The 18,925-nt window shown below is 40.4% G+C and carries 13 protein-coding genes; 12 read left to right on the top strand and 1 reads right to left on the bottom strand.

Going from position 1 to position 18,925, the window contains the following annotated elements; all coding sequences use genetic code 11:
* Positions 1-55: 55 nt before the first annotated feature.
* The 5 genes from ACYCSE_RS06415 to galU all read left to right on the top strand — a co-directional run bounded on the left by ACYCSE_RS06415 (position 56) and on the right by galU (position 7,907).
* Entirely contained in the window at positions 56-1,300 is a 1,245-nt protein-coding gene (locus ACYCSE_RS06415; protein ID WP_459701842.1) for a S1C family serine protease, read from the top strand.
* Between the two features lie 49 nt (positions 1,301-1,349).
* The gene (locus ACYCSE_RS06410; RefSeq protein WP_459701841.1) at positions 1,350-3,263 is read left to right on the top strand and encodes a stalk domain-containing protein; all 1,914 of its coding nucleotides are present in this window, start codon (positions 1,350-1,352) and stop codon (positions 3,261-3,263) included.
* 193 nt (positions 3,264-3,456) lie between these two features.
* Complete coding sequence (locus ACYCSE_RS06405) at positions 3,457-3,897, top strand: GNAT family N-acetyltransferase (protein WP_459701840.1); 441 nt, start codon at positions 3,457-3,459, stop codon at positions 3,895-3,897.
* Positions 3,898-4,319: 422 nt separating this feature from the next.
* On the top strand, positions 4,320-6,830 hold the full coding sequence (locus ACYCSE_RS06400; RefSeq protein WP_459701839.1) for a U32 family peptidase: 2,511 nt from the start codon (positions 4,320-4,322) through the stop codon (positions 6,828-6,830).
* Between the two features lie 195 nt (positions 6,831-7,025).
* Positions 7,026-7,907 (top strand): UTP--glucose-1-phosphate uridylyltransferase GalU, encoded by an 882-nt coding sequence (gene galU, locus ACYCSE_RS06395; protein WP_254350464.1) that lies wholly within the window; start codon positions 7,026-7,028, stop codon positions 7,905-7,907.
* An 83-nt stretch (positions 7,908-7,990) separates the two neighbouring features.
* Here the strand turns inward: galU and ACYCSE_RS06390 are convergent, their stop codons facing one another.
* Positions 7,991-10,447: an O-antigen ligase family protein gene (locus tag ACYCSE_RS06390; protein ID WP_459701838.1), complete on the bottom strand. Its 2,457-nt coding sequence runs from the start codon at positions 10,445-10,447 to the stop codon at positions 7,991-7,993.
* A gap of 140 nt (positions 10,448-10,587) precedes the next feature.
* Between ACYCSE_RS06390 and ACYCSE_RS06385 the strand changes: the two genes are divergently transcribed.
* From ACYCSE_RS06385 to ACYCSE_RS06355, 7 genes are read left to right on the top strand one after another with little or no spacing between them, the layout of a single operon-like run.
* A complete protein-coding gene (locus tag ACYCSE_RS06385; protein WP_459701837.1) occupies positions 10,588-11,379 on the top strand; it encodes an ABC transporter permease in 792 nt (263 codons plus the stop codon).
* A gap of 19 nt (positions 11,380-11,398) precedes the next feature.
* Positions 11,399-12,706, top strand: a complete 1,308-nt coding sequence (locus ACYCSE_RS06380) for an ABC transporter ATP-binding protein (RefSeq protein WP_250260307.1) — start codon at positions 11,399-11,401, stop codon at positions 12,704-12,706.
* A gap of 4 nt (positions 12,707-12,710) precedes the next feature.
* On the top strand, positions 12,711-13,634 hold the full coding sequence (locus ACYCSE_RS06375; RefSeq protein ID WP_250260308.1) for a class I SAM-dependent methyltransferase: 924 nt from the start codon (positions 12,711-12,713) through the stop codon (positions 13,632-13,634).
* Complete coding sequence (locus ACYCSE_RS06370; RefSeq protein ID WP_254350461.1) at positions 13,631-15,142, top strand: coiled-coil domain-containing protein; 1,512 nt, start codon at positions 13,631-13,633, stop codon at positions 15,140-15,142. Before ACYCSE_RS06375 ends, ACYCSE_RS06370 begins: the two co-directional genes overlap by 4 nt.
* Entirely contained in the window at positions 15,139-16,314 is a 1,176-nt protein-coding gene (locus tag ACYCSE_RS06365; RefSeq protein ID WP_250260310.1) for a glycosyltransferase family 4 protein, read from the top strand. Before ACYCSE_RS06370 ends, ACYCSE_RS06365 begins: the two co-directional genes overlap by 4 nt.
* Complete coding sequence (locus ACYCSE_RS06360; RefSeq protein WP_250260311.1) at positions 16,304-17,512, top strand: glycosyltransferase family 2 protein; 1,209 nt, start codon at positions 16,304-16,306, stop codon at positions 17,510-17,512. The genes ACYCSE_RS06365 and ACYCSE_RS06360 overlap by 11 nt, the downstream gene beginning before the upstream one ends.
* A gap of 17 nt (positions 17,513-17,529) precedes the next feature.
* Positions 17,530-18,906: a sugar phosphate nucleotidyltransferase gene (locus ACYCSE_RS06355; protein WP_250260312.1), complete on the top strand. Its 1,377-nt coding sequence runs from the start codon at positions 17,530-17,532 to the stop codon at positions 18,904-18,906.
* The last annotated feature ends 19 nt before the right edge of the window (positions 18,907-18,925 follow it).

Below are 18,925 nucleotides of genomic sequence, written 5' to 3'. Positions count from 1 at the left end.
TAGATTTGGACTAACTGATAGAACAGGGTCATGTAAGAGAGGAAATGGTGAGTATATGCGTAAGATGGGGAAAAGGGCAGTTGTTCTGGCTTTGGGCAGCGCTCTATGTATTTCTGGAACGGCAGGTGCAGCCAGCAGTGGAACTGCGTTAAAGGCCAAAGTCATTAATGGCGGGGTCTATGTTAACGTAAGCGATATGAATAAAGCATTAGGAACCAGCGGCGCATATAACAGCGTAAATGGTACATATACGTTATCGGCCGATCGTGTGCCGCAGGTGGTTAAAAATGTATCTCCTTCTGTGGTCGGTATCATTGGCCGTTCAGCCACGGGAGAGACTGTAGCAGGAGGAGATCGATACAACCTAGCTCACGGCACGGGTGTCATCATTCGTACCGATGGATGGATTGTGACGAATGCACATGTTATCGAAGGATTAGGTGATGCCGTGGTCGTAACCTCGGACGGAAAATCTTACGGAATCACCGACAGCTACAGCGATCCGATCAGTGATTTGGCATTAGTCAAAATCAAGGCAAGCGGCCTCAAACCCGCCACCTTGGCAGCTTCAACGAACAGTCTACAGGTAGGTGAGCAGGTAGTGGCTATTGGTACGCCTATATCCTTTTCACTTCGCAATTCGGCAACCTCGGGTGTTGTTAGCGGGCTGAACCGTGGTGTCAACGCTGCTTATCGTTTGATCCAAAGTGATACCGCGATCAATCCTGGTAACAGCGGCGGTCCGCTGGTCAATCTCAAGGGTGAGGTCATTGGGATCAATACGATGAAATTCTCGGCGGTCGGCATTGAAAATATGGGCTTTTCGATTCCGTCGGATACGGTGAAATATGTCATCGGCCAATTTTTCAAATACGGAGAGGTTCGGCGTGCCAGTCTTGGTCTGAGTCTGGAAGAGAGCTGGTCAGCTATCGTTGGATTACCTACCGAGGACCCTCTGAAAGTTACGAAAATTACCTCAGCCAATGCCATTCAGGCCAAAATCAAGGAAGGCGATGAGCTGTATAGCATTAACGGTAAGCGTGTAGCTTCGGCCATTGATGTCAATGAGCTGCTTAAAAACTATCAACCAGGTCAAACGGTGAGTGTACTAATGCAGTCGGACGGTGATATTGTGAAGCGCAAGCTAGTACTGACACAGGATAATGGTGAAATCTATGAGTCCATTCAGTCTGGAGAAGATGGTGAAGATTCGAACGGTTCGGAGGCCGCTGAAGATGACGGCGTAGCGCTTCCTAAGGAAACATCGGAGCCAGCTCAAGGGGCAACTACTGGAAAGTGAACAATAACGGCTCTTGAATCTATAAAATAAAGCTAAAGGGAGATTTACTGTGAAGCATATTCAAAGAAAAATGATGCGTAAGCTGGGGGTCGGCGCTGTCGCATTGTCCCTTCTGCTTTCCGCTTTGCCAGCAGTTGCAGCAGATCATGATAAAACCATGCTGGAATTGCGGTTGCAAAGCGGCAGCAATAGAGCCATCGTGAACGGCCAAAATGCCAATATTACGAAGCCATATTCAAAAAGTGGTGCACTGATGGTTCCAGCTGGTATTTTTAAAAAGGCATTTAACAGCAAAATTCGATTGGCTGAAGATAATGTGGTTAAAATCACTAGCGGAACTCATGTTGTATCGCTGACCATTGGTAGCCGTACTGCTTGGGTGAGAGGTCACAAGGTGACACTTCCAGCTCCACCGGAAATGTCATCAGGTATTCTCATGGTGCCTCTGCGTCAAGTAGCAGAAGGGCTTGGCGGTAAGTTGGAGAAGAACGGCGCCGGAATCATTATTCGGATGGAAGCACAAGAAGAGGCGGGCACGGTAGCTGAAGAGACACCGAACATTGATAATGATGAGGGCAAGACGCAGATCGGGAACAGTTACTATGGCTGGTCTATGAACTATCCAACAGGTCTCGTCATCGGTCAGGGAGGTGGAGATGAGAGTATCTCCACTTTTATGGATGAGAACAGTGCCTACTATATGGAGGTGCACACAGCGTCACAGCCGGTTCCACTGAATGCGGACGATCTGTTGCAACAATTAGTGCAGGCAGCCAAGGAAACGGGAGAAACTGTGATCGATCGAAAATCCTTCCCGAAAGCGAAGGTACCTTATGCTCGTGTCATTACGAAGGATGGGGACGGCGTATTGTGGGAAAATCGTCAGTACTATGACAACGGACGATTGTATGTAGTTTATTTTTCCGATGCTAAAGCAACGAATTATAAAGATCTGGCTCAGTATGCGGGACTGTTAAATTCCTTCAAGACCTCTTTTAATGCGCAGGATAAAAGTATTAAAGACTTGTCCACTGTCGTAGGAGGCACACGCGAGGCTGGAAATCCAGACTACGGTGTGTCACTCAGCATACCCGCAGGCTGGAAAATGGACGATCAACGGATGCAATATGAAAGTAATGATGGATCGAGCTTCCGCATGAAAATAACCTCGGCTCCAGCGGATGGAAAGTTGGAGAACTGGGGCCAGCAACTGCAAAAATGGCTGAGCGATTCATTTGTGTCTACGGCTTATGAGGCACAGAAGACGTATCCGCTGGAGGTTGCAGGCGTTCAAGGGTTAGTACAGGAGTACCGCTATAATTTTGGCGATGGATGGGTCAAAGAGTACAATGTGCTGATTCAGCAAAATGGATACCGCTATTTGGCTGAATACGCAGTGCCTGAAAAAGTAAGCAAAGGAAATGATCAGTTCAATGCGCTCATTTCCTCGCTTCAAATCGATTTTCAAACCGTAGCAAGTAACTTTGGACAGTTGGAAGAAGACGACTATTTGACGGACAAAACGAAAACGGTCAAAAAGACGTCAAAAGCCTATGAATATACGGTGAATATCCCACGATATTGGACCGCGATTAGCGATCAATTTGAATTGGGCGATGTAGAGTACCAGTTTACTGGAGGACGTTTTTCCATCAAAATCGACAACGACCAATCATTTGAACTAACGGTATCCCAGCTCAAGGACTTCTATGATAAGCAAGCAAAGAACTACAAAAACCTCAAAGTTGAGGAAGTTAAGGACGTAACGTTTGCTGGTGTTCCGGCAGTGTCCTTTACATTCCATCGTATAGAGGAAGGCATTGGCTACACAGGCCACCAATTGGTTTTGGAACGTGACGGAAAAACGTATACTGTGACAACAACATTAAATGATGCGAACAACACGGCTGTACAGTCTAACGCACTGGATTCGACGTTAAATTCGTTTAATTTTGTGAAGTAGAAGGTGTAGGTAAAAGATTAGCGAGGTTGTGGGGGAAGCGCTACGCGTGCCATTTGAGCCTACGAGCGCTGACGCTTCTTCGGATTCAAATGGCCCGCTTCACTGGCGCCCGCCAAATACCACCAATCTTATAATGAGTGAAGTAAGCACTAGGGAAGTCTATACGGATTTCCCCGTATAGGAGGAATCCAAAATGATTACGCTAAAAGCAGTCGACAAACATAATTGGGAAGCATGTGCCGAACTTAAACCGACACCTGAGCAAAAAAGATTTATGGTATCCAACCTTTTTTCGATTGCGGAGTGTCAGTTTTTAGATGGATTTTTATCTAAAGCAATTTATAATGATGACGAATTAATTGGTTTTACAATGTATGGTTTAGACCCGGATGACGGAAATTACTGGGTTTACCGATTTATGATTGACGAAAGATTTCAAGGTCAAAGTTATGGCTACAATGCGATGTTGCTGGTTATCGATGAAATAAGGAAAGCCAGTGATAGGACGGATGTTATCATGATTGGGTATAAACCAGACAATGAACTAGCTAGAAAGCTATATAGTAAAACAGGCTTCAGGGAGAAGGGAATATCACCCTGGGGAGAAATGCTTGCGAAGTATAGGTTTGCCTAGTTAATGATAGGATGACTCACCTCCAAAGCACCGCTTGACGGGATTGGAGGTGTTTTTAGTATTATTTTTTAAAGGAATCGCTTGGAAAGTGTAGAAGCTTAGGTCGCAGTCTGGTACACTAGATTAGTTACAAGATAAGAATGATTCTGCCGCAGATGTTTGTGATGCGGATTTTTTGAGTTGGATGTAATTCACGCGAGGAACCGATGGTTCAGTGTGTGGATGATCGGACAAGATGATAGAGACGGATAGGATTTAAAATATGATTCTTAGTAGGCTTCCATTCCCCTGACTAAACATGATCAGCGTTGGAATGAGTCTATGGAACATCCATGAGATTACCAAGTAAGCAGCATAGCTGCCCTGAAAACAACGATTATCCCTCGGAGATCATTCGTTTTCAGCATATGGGGAGGGAAATAATGAAATCAGCAGTACGAAGAGAAGATGTCGAGCTTCTGGCACCAGCCGGTGACTGGGATTGTATGCGTGCGGCGGTGGCAAACGGGGCTGATGCGATCTTTTTCGGGGTGGAAAAGTTCAACGCACGAGCACGGGCGAATAATTTTCGCATGGAGGAACTGCCTGAAATTATGGCGTTTTTGCATAGCTATGGAGTTAAAGGTTTTTTAACATTCAATATATTGGTATTTGAAAACGAGTTGGAGGACGCTAAGGAGCTGATCGATGCCTGTATTGATGCCGGAGTCGACGCCTTAATTGTCCAAGATATGGGCCTGGTGAAAATGATCCGCGACATTTCACCGGATTTTCCGATTCATGGTTCTACCCAAATGACGATTACCTCGCCGGAAGCGGTAGAGTTTACAAAGCCGTACAATATGGAACGGGTCGTGCTTGGACGCGAAAACAACCTGAAACAGATCCAAAAGATAGGCGATCAGGCGAGACTTCCGATGGAGGTATTCGTACATGGAGCGTTATGCGTATCTTATTCTGGCCAATGCCTGACTTCAGAAATGTGGGGCGGCCGCTCTGCTAACCGTGGTGAGTGTGCACAGGCATGTCGTTTACCTTACGATCTGATGGTGGACGGAGAGCAGAAACCAATGGCAGATGTGACGTATCTGCTGTCACCTAAGGATCTGGCAGCGATTGACTTGATGCCTGAACTGATCGACGCGGGTGTTGTTTCTTTTAAAATTGAAGGGCGACTGAAAACACCTGAATATGTGGCAAATGTGGTCAGCAAGTACCGCAAGGCCATTGATAAGTATTTTGATGGCGATACGTCCAAGACCAGCAAAGAAGATATCCGCGAGCTGCAACAGAGCTTTTCACGCGGCTTTACGCACGGTTTTCTCGAAGGGACCAATAACAAGAAGCTGGTTGACGGTACGTTCCCGAAAAGCCGTGGGGTGTATCTGGGCCGAGTGGAACAAATCCTTCGTGATGGCGTAGTGTGCCGTATTGATGCCCCGCTCAAGCGTGGCGATGGTATTGTATTCGATGCGGGAGATCCCACGCAAAAAGAAGAAGGCGGACGCGTATATGATATCCGCCGCAAGGGCGTGAAGATTGAAGGCGAAGCCGGGGAAGGCTGGATCATCGATATCGTAGCGGGACGCAACGATGTGGATCTGCGCCGTGTGCACGTGGGCGACCGCATTTGGAAGACCAACGACCCAGCGCTGGACAAACGTCTGCGCCAGTCGTACGACACGGACAAGCCGTACCGGGTCTTCCCGGTACATGTGCGGGTCAGCGGCTCCCCAGGGCAGCCGCTGTCGACATGGTGGACCGACGTGCAGAAGGGCACAACGGTCCGCGTGGACTCCGAGCTGGAACTCGAAATTGCCCAGAAGCGTCCGATGACGCATGAACTGCTCGAAGAGCAGTTCGGCCGACTGGGCGGAACGGTGTTCCAGCTGGAAGAACTGGACGTCCATCTGCATGGGGACGTCATCGTGCCGATGCGCGAGCTGAACGGTATCCGCCGTCAGGCGGTGGAACTGCTCGCGGGCGAGCGCCCCAAACCGCCCGTGTACACGAAGCGGACGGTCGAGGTGTATGACGATGCATCGACTCCGGCATCGTCTGTGGCACGCGGTCAGGCAGAGCTGATCGCGTTGTGCCGCAGCCTCCCTCAGGTGGAGGCTGCGCTCGAGGCCGGCGTGGAATTCATCTACGCCGACTTCGAGTTCATCAAGCAATTCCCGGCAGCCGTAGAGGCTGTGCACGCTGCAGGCCGCCGAATTGCGCTGGCGACCCCGCGTATTCACATGCCGGGTGAAAATGGCTACCACAACAACATCCTGCGCTTGAAGCCGGATGCTGTGTTGGTACGCAATCCAGGGGCACTGTATTTCTACTTGCGACATCGGTTGGAGAACCCGGACGCACATCACCCGCAATTGATTGGTGACTTCTCGCTGAACATAGCCAACCATAAAGCGGCTGATCTGTTCTTGGATTCCGGCTGCGACCTGGTTACGCCTTCGTACGATCTGAACATTCAGCAAATGGTTGATATGCTCAGACGTACACGTACCGATAAGTTGGAGATCGTGATCCAGCAGCATATGCCCATGTTCCATACTGAACATTGCGTATACTGTACCTTTATGAGTGAAGGCACCGACTACACTAACTGTGGACGTCCATGTGAGGACCATCGCGCATCCCTGCGTGATCGAATTGGTATGTCTCATCCGGTCCGTGTGGACGAAGGCTGCCGCAACACGGTGTACAACGCGATTGAGCAATCCGGCGCGGAATACCTATCCAACTTCCTGGAGCTGGGCGTGTCCCGTTACCGCGTGGAATTTTTGGAGGAGACACCGGAGCAAGTGCATGAGGTTATTGATCTCTATAACCGTGCCCTGCGCGGAGAAATCAGTGGAACACAAGTATGGAAGACGCTGAAAGCGACGAATCAGTTGGGTGTTACACGTGGGCAGCTGGTGAAGTAAATAACTGTATATTTGTTCGGGAGCCAGAAAGATTCCGGCAGCATAATATATTCATATAGAAAGCAAGTGATTAGAAGACATGTTCTCTTTGAGGGAAGATGTCTTCTTCTTTAACCTATCAAATTCATCTATCTCCCTGTTATAATCATAGACAGTTATCTATCCGTTATATTGAAGACAAAGGAGTTTTAACCTATGAAAATCCGTAAAGCGATTATTCCTGCTGCGGGATTAGGGACTCGGTTCCTTCCTGCTACGAAAGCGATGCCTAAAGAGATGCTTCCCATTGTAGACAAACCAACAATTCAATATATTATTGAAGAGGCTGTTGCATCTGGTATAGAGGATATCATTATCGTTACTGGTAAAGGCAAAAGGGCGATTGAGGATCATTTTGACTACTCCTTTGAGCTGGAGCATAATTTGACTGCGAAGGAAAAATGGAATCTGCTCAATGAAGTGCGTAAACCATCGGAGATGGCAGATATCCACTATATTCGTCAAAAGGAACCTAAAGGGTTGGGGCATGCCATCTGGTGTGCACGTAAGTTTATCGGTGACGAACCTTTTGCCGTCCTTTTAGGGGATGACATCGTTGAGTCTGAGAATCCGTGCCTCAAACAGATGATAGACGTGTTCGATGAGTATCAGCGTTCTGTTGTAGGTGTAAAACAAGTGGATTGGAACGAGGTACATCGTTACGGCATAGTTGAAGGTCATGCACTTACTTCCAAAATCTCTGAAGCGGAACGATTGGTAGAAAAGCCAAAGAAGGAAGAAGCAACCTCCAACTTGGCGATCATGGGACGTTATATCTTGACGCCTGATATTTTTGATATCCTGGGTCAGCAATCTGCGGGAGTAGGCGGGGAGATTCAGTTGACAGATGCATTGTCCAAACTGGGAGAAAAGAATCCGATCCTGGCCTACGAATTTGACGGGAATCGCCATGACGTTGGCGAGAAATTGGGATTCATTGAAACAACGATCCATTATGCTCTACAGCATAACGAAATCAAGGATGAAGTACTGGCTTATATGAGACAGGTTATTGAAGATATTGATCAACAAAAATAAACACCTCACCAAACCTCTCTTTCTCCAAATAAAAAAGAGACTACCGGATGATATAACATCATCTGATAGTCTCTTTTTCTGTACTATTTCTCCGATTTTAACTGAGCAATTTGCTCCCTCTCCTTCGGATCAGCTTTAATCAGCTTATCGTACAATGCTTTGTCATCCTGTCCCTGCTGTTGCAGAGCAGCGATATAGTAGCGGGCGACCTCACGATTCGTAGCATCACTCAAATCGTCCTTCAGACCGTTTTTCAGGATGCTAGCAGCCTCTGCGGGCTTGCCTGACATGAATTCAATTTTGCCAGTGCTGAGCGCAATACCTGGAGTTACCTCAAAAGTACGTGGCAACTGAATTTCAGGTGGAACCGTCTTAATATGAGCTACCCCATCCAGAACCTGCTGGTATGCAGCAAGCCCTGCTTGGAAATATTTCTGCTCCTTGGCGGTGTCCTTCTGTTCACGTGCCTTATCACCAATAGAGTAGGCTTGAGTAATCAACATGTTGTACCAGTCATTGTCCCATTTGAAGTTGGAAATGTTATTTTCCAAAATACTGAAGGCTTGCTCATGCTCACCTTTTGCTTTTAAAAGGTTAACTTTGGAGTAATACATGATTTTATTATACGGTTCTGCCTTCAGGCCCGTATTAAGTACCTCTATTGCAGCATTATAAAATTCCTCTTTTTTCGTTTGATCATACACATTCTTGTACAGTGCAGCCAAACTTATAACCGAATCTGGGTGCGTAGGACGAAGTTCAAGATCCTTATTAATGGCACTTTGGATTTCCTCAAAAGATGTGCTGACCGCCATGATCTGTTTGGCAGATGTGGCAGCATTGGCCGATTGCACGAAGCGGAGACCTGCAAAAAGCACCACAATGCTTAGAATGCCGATGACTGCACTATACATGATTCGGAAACCAGAAGTACTCATGGACAAGCGTCTAAGAGGTTTGCTGTCCATAGCAGCGGCCATACCACCAAGACTCATAAATATCAGTATGCCCATGAACACGTAGCTCAGATTAAAGTCCAGCAAGCTATGAAGTAAGATCGAGAGCGCCAAAATGAGATACAGAAAGTGAGAATCCCGTTCTTCATCATTTTGTCTAATATAGTTACGGATATATTTGTAGAAAATAAATAAGATGAATGACATGAAAATTACAAAACCGAGAATACCAACCTCAACCAGATACTGCATGAAGAAGTTATGGGCCTGACGGCTTGTGTAAGGATAGTCTTGGTATTTCTCATATAAAGTAGCCCAACCGCCGCCGCCGGTGCCAATAACAGGATGATCTTTAATCGATTTGGCAGCATCCTGATAGAATACAAGTCGTTCCAGTACACTATGCTGCCGGAAATTGATATTTTCAAACCGGACCTGGACGTTTTCTGGTAGTACGCTGCGCAGGCCAGTTCCAATAAACAGAAAAGCCAGCAAGCCAATCACGACAACTGATCCGACAGGCAGCCATAGGTTGGATAACTTACGGGAAGTCCAGCCTGTGAGGGCACTTTCCAGCTTCGGTGCCAGATAACGTTCAACAAGCCACAGTACAACAGCTACAGCAAGGGAGACCCCAATAAGTAACCCCCAAGCCTTGGCAGCCTCACCACCGTTGTAGGCCTTATTGAGTTGTAATCCCATATTTGTAATTGGCGCCAAGATAGATATTGACGCTACACCAGCAATGGCGCAATGCAAAATCCATATAATTTGGCGTGCAGGTTTAAGGAAAAGCAAGAGCAGCACGAAAACGACTGGCAACATAACCAGACCGCCCCGTGACAAGGTCAGGAATAACGAGACCAGAATAGGCACCAACATGAAGCCGTGAATAGCCTTGCCATACCATAGTTTTGATTTCATCAGACAGAAAACGGCAGCGAATAGGAAAGCCATTAGAAAAGCGGCATATGTATTCGCATATTGAAACACGGATGTCAGCCGGAGACCATTTGTATCTGTCATAACTGCATTGGTATAACGATATTGATACACATATTGGGTAAACCAGCCTACCATCTTGCCGGCAATTACCCACTGTCCGAACCAGTTAATAAAGCCAAAGCCGACAATGACATAAGCAACAGTCATAATCAGGTTGTGAATAATCTTATTGCCTAAGCGATCTTGTAGTAGATAGATTGAGATGATAAACAGGGCGGCATATATGCACTGTACCACCACCATATTCATGGCCAGGTAATGTGAAGCTGCTGATGTCAGTGAAAGCACATAAGTCAAGGGAAGCAGTAGTACTAATACAGCCAGCCAATCCCTTTGCTCTTCCAGCTTGAATTTTTTATAATAGGTTACGATTCCTAAAATCAATAGAATCGAGGCGATGATAACAGCCCAATAGAGAGGCTTCTCAAAGTCGAGCATTTGACCATTAAAAAGTGCAGCCTGGAAGGGGGCCCAAGCTAAGAACAAAATCATGCCAACAATTAACACCCAAAATATAGCCGGCCTTTTATCGTCACGGGTCGACGTTTTGGCCTGTTTCCCGTATACTGGATTCGACAAGGTTTACAATCTCCTTTTCTTGTAGATACGTCAATATTTTAGCATACATTGTCTTGTTATAACTAGTAACCCAATTTCACACGAAGTAAAATCGACTTATTTTAAATCTATAATTTAAAAAGGAAAGTTGGCGAGTAGTTGTGCATTCAGTTTTATTGCGTTTTCTAAAACAACATAAATTCATTTTTGATATGTCCAAAGATGACTTTAAAAAAAAATATGTTGGATCATATCTGGGAATTGCTTGGGCATTTATTCAACCATTAATTAGCTTGTTGATTTTTTGGTTTGTTTTCCAAGTAGGTTTTAAACATATGCCTATGAACGATTTTCCCTTTATTCTCTGGTTTTCTGTAGCATTAATACCATGGAATTTTTTCTCTGATGCACTTCAAACAGCTACTAATTCAATAACAGAGAATAGCTTTTTGGTGAAAAAAGTTATTTTCAAGGTCCAGATTCTACCTATTGTTAAGATTTATTCTTCATTGTTTGTACATTTGTTTTTTTTGGTCTTTTTATTCGTATTGTTTTCTATATACGGATTTCAACCGAACATTTACTATCTACAAATTCCATATTTCTTAATTTGTATGATCGCCTTACTATTAGGTCTTTCGTGGATTACTTCTTCACTAGTTATTTTCTTGAAGGATGTAGGCCAGGTGGTTTCCATGATTCTGCAATTTGGTTTTTGGCTGACTCCAATTTTTTATTCCCTAACGGCTATTCCGGAAAAATATCAATTTTTAATTAAGCTAAACCCTCTTTATTATATCATTGAGGGCTATCGTGGAATATTTTTGTATCATTATTGGTTCTGGGAACGGCCCCAACAAACACTGTACTTTTGGCTGGTTACTTTTATCTTTCTACTAATTGGTTACTACTTATTCAAAAAATTGCGGCCTCATTTTGCTGATGTCATTTAAAATTAAGGAGGTTACGGAGATGTCCAGTACCGTGCAAGAATTACTCTCTCCAAACCCAGTTATAAGTGTGAATAATGTTTCTAAAATTTATAAGCTATATGAGAAGAATACAGATCGCTTAGTGGAAGCGGTAGTCCCAATGAAGGGTAAAAGGCATAAAGAATTTTATGCTTTGAAAAACCTCTCGCTTACTATTAACAAAGGTGAGTGCATTGGGATATTGGGCAAAAATGGTGCGGGTAAGTCAACATTACTAAAGATGATCACTGGGGTACTGAAACCGAGTGAAGGGGACATTCTGGTGGATGGTAAAATTGCAGCACTCCTCGAATTGGGCGCGGGTTTCAACCCTGAACTAACCGGTTTGGAGAACATATATTTTAACGGTCGAATTATGGGGTTTTCAAAGGATGAAATGGATTTGCGTCTAGAAGATATTTTGAGCTTTGCTGATATCGATGATTTTATTCATCAACCCGTTAAAACCTATTCTAGCGGGATGTTTGCCAGGTTAGCATTTGCTGTTGCAATAAATGTTGATCCTGATATTTTAATTATCGATGAAGCATTGTCTGTCGGCGATGTTGCCTTCCAGACGAAGTGTTTTAGAAGAATTAATGAATTTATAGATCAAGGCAAAACTATTATATTTGTTACTCATTCAATGGATACGATATTGAAGTATTGTAATAGAGCTGCAGTTATTCATAATGGAGAAAATGTTGCTGAGGGAACTCCAAAAGAAATGGTAGATGTATATAAGAAAATACTGGTGAATCTTTATGATATAAGTGAGGAGTTAAAAGTAAATAAGCAAACTAGCCTCGCTGAAGTTGGCGAATGGAAAAAGAGCTTTTCTGTTAACAAAACATTACTTGAATATGGAGACAAACTGGCCGAAATCATAGACTTCGGTATTTTTGATCTAGATGGTATCCCTTCATCTAAAATTATCAGTGATGAGCCAGTCGTGATTAAGATGAAAGTTAGATTTCATGCACAATTAGAGCAACCTATTTTTGCATTTACAGTTAAGGATTTAAAAGGAAATGAAATTTGTGGAACTAATACAATGTTTGAAAATATATTGACACCAGATATAAAACCAGACGAGGAGATAATTGTGACATTCACGCAAAGTTTTAAACTCCAAAGTGGATATTATACTCTTTCTTTGGGTTGTACTGGTTTTCAGAGCGATGAATTAGTAGTCTATCACCGTTTGTATGATGTACTTTCCTTTGAGGCTTCCATTTTTAAAAATATTGTAGGTTTATATGATTTAGAGTCACAAATTCAGTTGTTTAAAAATGAAAATAGAGGGTAACCCTATGAAAACAAAAATTGGAAATGTGCTAATGAACTATGAATATTATAATGGTGAGGATCTGTATAGTGACGGTGATATAGAAAATGAAATTTTAGAAATGGTAAAAAAAGATTTTGATGTTCATGAAATCCTAAGTAAGGATGATAGATGGCCTGTTTTGTATCATTTATCACCCTATCGATTTAATTTGCTTGATTGGTACCCTTTTAAAGAAGGAAGTGCTGTATTAGAAATTGGGGCAGGTTGTGGCGGTGTTACTGGGATAATATGCGAAAAGAATGAAAAAGTTGTGGCTGTAGAGCTTTCTAAGAAGAGGGCAGAAATAAATGCCTATCGTAACAGAGATAAAAAAAATCTGGAAATTATGGTTGGGAATTTAAACGATATTCAATTCGATGAAAAGTTTGACTATATAACTCTAATAGGAGTTCTTGAGTATGCAGGGAAATTCACGAATACTGCTGAGCCTTATCTAGATTTTCTGAAGAGTATTAAAAAAATGTTAAAACCAGATGGTGTTTTGATTGTTGCCATTGAAAATAAACTGGGTTTAAAATATTGGGCTGGAAGAAAAGAAGATCACACGGGAGTTCAGTTTGAAAGCTTAGAAGGGTATATCTCTGACAAGGGTGTTAAAACCTTTGGTAAGACTGATCTAACTAATTTGCTTGAAACAGCAGGATTTCAGAATTCGCAATTTTATTACCCTATGCCGGATTATAAGCTCCCTACACAAATATTCTCCGACGATTGCTTTCCAAAAGTGGGAGAACTAGAAAAAGTAACTCCAAGTTATGATACTGAGCAAACTGTTTGTTTTGAAGAGTACTTAGTATTTAATAACATTATACAAAATGGTCACTTTGACCTTTTCGCGAATTCATTCTTAGTCTTTAGTGAAAATTATGAGGGGACTGCGAAATGAAAATTGTATACACCAAATACAACCGTAACCGTCTGCCGAGATTTCAACTTAAAACAAGTATATTAACAGATAACTCGGGAACTAATTATGTTCAAAAGGAAGCTCTAACAGTCGACAGTAAAGCTCATATCAAGCAGATCTATGACAATTATGTGTTTATGAGCAAACAATATCCACATATAAACTCCGCCAAGGCATCTTTAAAGAATGATAGTGCTATTACATTTGATTTTGCCCCAGGGAAATCTTTAGATGAGCATATGCTGGATGCGATTTCAAAAAAAAACATCCCAGATTTATTAGGATTTATTAAAGGATATATTAATTATTTGAAAACCTTTGATATTAGGCACCAAGAAGATTTTAAACCCACTACATTATTTTTGGAAATATTCGGATTTGAACCTGACTTTTCAGATGTAGAGTGTATGGCTGAAGCAAATATTGATTTAACCTTTGATAATATTTTTTTTGACGGATCTATATTTACTGTTATTGATTACGAATGGATATTTTACACATCAATTCCTTTGAATTATATAATTTATAGGAGTCTATCTAGACTGTTTTGGAAGTATGGTGAATATTTAAACTCTTTTCTGAAATTGGATGATCTTTTTGAAGAATTTCAAATTGATGAGATTGCCCAATATCAAAAAATGGAGATGGCATTCCAAGAGTATGTGCTTGGCAAAAAGCGTTTTTATAACATTGGTGATCAATATTCGAAAAAAATTGAAACTTTAAATAAGGTTTTAGATGAAAGCAAAAAGAATGAGAGTCAAACAATTAACCAACAACACTTGCTAGGTGAATATGAAGACAAAATTAATTCATTGAATAGTGAAAAAGAATTGCTTTCAATTAAATTAGAAAACAGCAAAATAACATTAAATAATAAAATGATTGAGCTAGATAATTATAAAAGTCAAGAAGCTCATTTAAAAACGGAGTCAGAAAGCATAAAAAATCAGTTTAGCCAATTACAACTTAAGTATGACACATTAAAAAAACAGCATAATGAAACTAATCTTCAGATTGACCAAAAGATTACTGAATTATTAAATCGAAGTCTTAAAAGAAGAGCGATCTTCAAAAAGACTAAGCATTTAATAGAGGAAAATCAATTTTTAATAAACGAAAAAGATAGGGTTGCTCAGCAAAGTTCGGAAGAGCTAGCTCTAAAGAATCAAGAATTGGATTTGTTAAATGAACAACTCGTAATAAAAAACATTCAAATTACTGAGTTGAGTGAACAAAATTATGAATTTAGGTTACAAATTAATCATTTGAATTTATCGCTTCATGAAATGACAGAGAAATTCAATGAAAATAATCTTGCGTATACTCATTTACAAAAGCATAATCATGAAGTTGTTTTAGAAAATGGAAGATTGTCTGATTCGTTAAAAAATCTTCAAAATGATTATCATCAGTTGAAGTATGAATTTATGCAATTGAAAAAACAAATTTTTAATGATGCACGAAGGAAGGAAGAAGATGAATGAGTAAGAAAGTGCTTGTTTTAAATCCCTATTATCCCACTCTTGGAGGAGGGGAGAAGCATATGGCCTATTTTTGTAAATTCATCGAATCCTATTATAACGATGTTGAAATTGATATATTGGTTCATAATTATAACGAAGTTAACATTCATTCGGAGTATTACCCTACCATAAATGAATTAAATAATCGTTTTGGAATTCATTTGGATAGAACTAAAATTTTAAAATTAGATTTGAAGGCACCTGGGTCATTAATAGAACACTATAAAAACAAAAAGGTTATAGAAGAAATTACAAGTAAGTATGACTTGTTTTTAAATTTCATGTTTCTAAGCAAACATATAGGCAGAGCGAAAAGAAACTTATACTCTTGTATGTTTCCACCTCAGAAATTTAGTTTTAATAAATTCCCACATAATTTAGTTGCCGATTGGTTGAATTTTCGTTTTAAGAATAGCTACAATTATTTTATAAGTAATTCTAAATTCACAAACCATTGGCTGCAACACTATTGGAGAACTGGAAAGAAAAATGTCACTATATATCCTCCTGTGTTTTTAGAAAATGAAATCAATGAAATTGAGTTTGAAAAAAAAGAAAATATTATTTTATCTGTAGGACGTTTTTTTGTAGGGGCTCATAATAAGAAACAGGATTTCTTAGTTGACTTTTTTGTAAAGAATATTCATAAATTCCAAGGATGGGAACTGCACATAGTTGGAGCATTATCTAATAACCCTGTTGATATAGAGTATGTGGCTAAAATAAAGGAGAAAATCCAAGGATATCCCATCTATCTGTACATTAATAGTGATTTGTCTCAAGTAAATAATCTCTATGATCGAGCTAAGCTTTTTTGGCATGCAACGGGATTTAATGAAGAGAGTGATCGTTTCCCTGAGAAAATGGAGCATTTTGGTATAACTACTGTAGAAGCAATGAGCAAAGGTGTTGTTCCGATTGTCATAAATAAAGGGGGACAAACAGAAATTGTTAATCAACAAAAGGATGGGTTTTTATGGAATTCCGAGGAAGAGTTACTGGAATACACTCAGGAGTTAATTAGCAACTCGGAAAAACGAGAAACTATTGCTCTTAACGCGTCCAAAAGAGCAAAGGATTTTTCAGTAGAAACTTTCTATGAAAAGAATAGGGAGATTTTTGATGTCTTATAAAATTTCAATTGTTATTGTTAACTTTAACGGGAAAAGGTATATAAAAAATCTGTTTGATTCTCTTTCTAAAATGGATTCAGCTGGTCTTACTTATGAAATAGTCTTTGTTGACAACAATTCTACTGATGATTCCATTCAATTTTTAACAGAAAGCTATCGTGATGTTTTTCCCAATTTAAAGATTTTAGAAACGAAAGAGAATCTTGGATTTGCTGGTGGTAACAATTATGGTGTTAAACATTCGGAAGGTGAATATGTTGTTTTTCTTAATAATGATACTGCGGTAGAGAAAAACTGGCTTCTCGAAATGTACACCTTTTTTAGTAGTCAGAAAAATATTGGTATGGTAGCCTCAAAGCTAATATTTTTTCATGATTTTATCAAAGTTCAAGTTAAAACCCAAGACAAAATTATAATATCTAGTAATGTACAGATAAATGATATTAGTCAAAAAGTCGATATGAAATTCACAAAAAACTTATTGTACATGGATAGTGAATTAACTTGCTTTGGTCATACTGTTTTTTACTTACCACTAATTCATGGAGTGTCAGAATATAGTATTGATTTAAAAATAATAAAAGAACACGATCAAACTACTGATTTTATAATTATAGGTGAAAATAGCTATTCTCTTCACGAAAAAATTGTCCTAGACGAAGATTTCATTAGTAATAATAAAGTAACATTGATCCAAAATGCAGGCTCTGGAGTCGATGAAGATTTTAATGGCTTTGATCAGGGTTTTTGTGAAGAAGACCAGGGACAATACGATATAGCCAGAGAAATTGATTCCTGCTGTGGAGCGGCAATGATGATAAGACGTGATTTATTTGTTGAAATAGGCGGGTTTGATAGTAAGTTTTTTATGTACTATGAAGATACTGATTTATCATATAGAGTAAAGAAACAGGGTTTGCAATTATTATTTTGTCCAACAGCACTAGTTAGACATGTACATACAGGGAGTAGCCAAGAATGGTCGCCATTTTTTGTATTCCATGTCTATCGCAATAAGCTACTGTTTATATCTAAAAATTTTAAGTTTAAAACATTTGCTAAACAATTTATTTTGTATGTTGCTCATGTGATTAAAGAGGTCTTTTTTACAAAACAAAAAACAAGCCTAAAAAGGGCGAAGCTGAAGGCATTATTTGCTGTTATAAAAATATATCCTTCCTATTGGACAAAGAAATAAAAAAATGAGGTAATAAAATGAAATTAATTTTGCTTTCAGGTGGTTCCGGTACTAGATTGTGGCCACTTTCGAATGATTCGCGTTCAAAGCAATTCTTGAAAATTTTAAAGGATGAACACGGGAATGATGAGTCAATGGTGCAACGTGTTTGGAGACAGATAAGAACTGTGTCTTTAGATTCGTCCACATTTATTACGACTAGCAAATCTCAAGTTGAGATGATACAGTCTCAACTTACTGATTGCCCGCCTTTAATTATAGAACCTGAACGAAAAGATACATTTCCAGCTATAGCTCTTTCTGCTTCATATTTATTATCTCAAACAAACGAGAGTCCTGATGAAGTTGTTGTTGTTTTGCCTGTAGATTTATATGTAGAAGATAATTTCTTTCAGCAAATTTTTCAATTGGAAAAGATAATGGATGAGGAAGAACTAAATATTGCTCTGTTGGGTGTTAAACCACTTGTTCCTACTGAGAAATATGGTTATATTCTTCCAAAGGTTAATTCTAAAAATGTTGCCTCATTACAGGAAGTTGATTGTTTTATAGAAAAACCACCTGTTGAAAGGGCTAAGGAGCTAATCGACCAATCAGCTTTATGGAATTGTGGGATATTTGCTTTTAAACTCAAGTATTTAGTAGGAATTATGGAAAACAGAGGTCTTCCAGTTCAATTTGATGAAATGGTTGAGGGATATAATAACCTTCAAAAAATTAGTTTTGACTTTGAAGTTTTGGAAAAAGAAAAAGTACTTCATGTCCTCCCTTATGAAGGGAAATGGAAAGATTTAGGGACATGGGATTCTCTGGTTGAAGAGATGGATTCTAAACAATTGGGTAAGGGCATCGTTTCCGATTGTCAACAAGTCAATCTGATTAATGAGTTAGACATACCTGTTGTGGTTTTAGGATTGAGCGATGTTGTTGTGGTAGCTAGTCCTGATGGTATATTGGTTTCAGATGTAGCAATAACGCCACAGTTGAAGAACTCTATTAAGAATCTGAATAATCGCCCAATGTATGAGGAAAGAAGATGGGGGTGGTTTAGAATCCTCGATTACAATATTAATAATGAAGATGGGGATGAAGTGCTTACAAAGAAAATCTGCATAAAAAAAGGGCAAAATTTGAGCTATCAGATGCATACTAAACGTACGGAGATTTGGAATATTATCAGTGGTAGTGGTGAGTTAGTTATTGATAATTGCATAAGTTCATTAAAAACAGGCGATAGTGTCAAAATTAGTCCGGGGCAAAAACACAGTGTATTTGCAAAGAGTGACTTGGAAATTATAGAAATACAAAAGGGTCCTGAGCTTATTGAGGAAGATGTTATAAGATTTTGTTCCGTTTGGGACGAAATTAAAGGAAAAGTTGTTAATAGTATGTGACTGTGAAGGGAGAATTGGT

The organism is Paenibacillus sp. SEL1 (genome assembly GCF_054602535.1).
This window is presented reverse-complemented; position numbering and strand designations above follow the sequence as displayed.

Bases quoted from the DNA above. Each gene is read 5' to 3' on its own strand.
- galU (WP_254350464.1), top strand. From the start codon at position 7,026: ATGAAAATCCGTAAAGCGATTATTCCTGCTGCGGGATTAGGGACTCGG.
- ACYCSE_RS06380 (WP_250260307.1), top strand. From the start codon at position 11,399: ATGTCCAGTACCGTGCAAGAATTACTCTCTCCAAACCCAGTTATAAGT.
- ACYCSE_RS06415 (WP_459701842.1), top strand. From the start codon at position 56: ATGCGTAAGATGGGGAAAAGGGCAGTTGTTCTGGCTTTGGGCAGCGCT.
- ACYCSE_RS06375 (WP_250260308.1), top strand. From the start codon at position 12,711: ATGAAAACAAAAATTGGAAATGTGCTAATGAACTATGAATATTATAAT.
- ACYCSE_RS06355 (WP_250260312.1), top strand. From the start codon at position 17,530: ATGAAATTAATTTTGCTTTCAGGTGGTTCCGGTACTAGATTGTGGCCA.
- ACYCSE_RS06370 (WP_254350461.1), top strand. From the start codon at position 13,631: ATGAAAATTGTATACACCAAATACAACCGTAACCGTCTGCCGAGATTT.
- ACYCSE_RS06405 (WP_459701840.1), top strand. From the start codon at position 3,457: ATGATTACGCTAAAAGCAGTCGACAAACATAATTGGGAAGCATGTGCC.
- ACYCSE_RS06400 (WP_459701839.1), top strand. From the start codon at position 4,320: ATGAAATCAGCAGTACGAAGAGAAGATGTCGAGCTTCTGGCACCAGCC.
- ACYCSE_RS06365 (WP_250260310.1), top strand. From the start codon at position 15,139: ATGAGTAAGAAAGTGCTTGTTTTAAATCCCTATTATCCCACTCTTGGA.
- ACYCSE_RS06360 (WP_250260311.1), top strand. From the start codon at position 16,304: ATGTCTTATAAAATTTCAATTGTTATTGTTAACTTTAACGGGAAAAGG.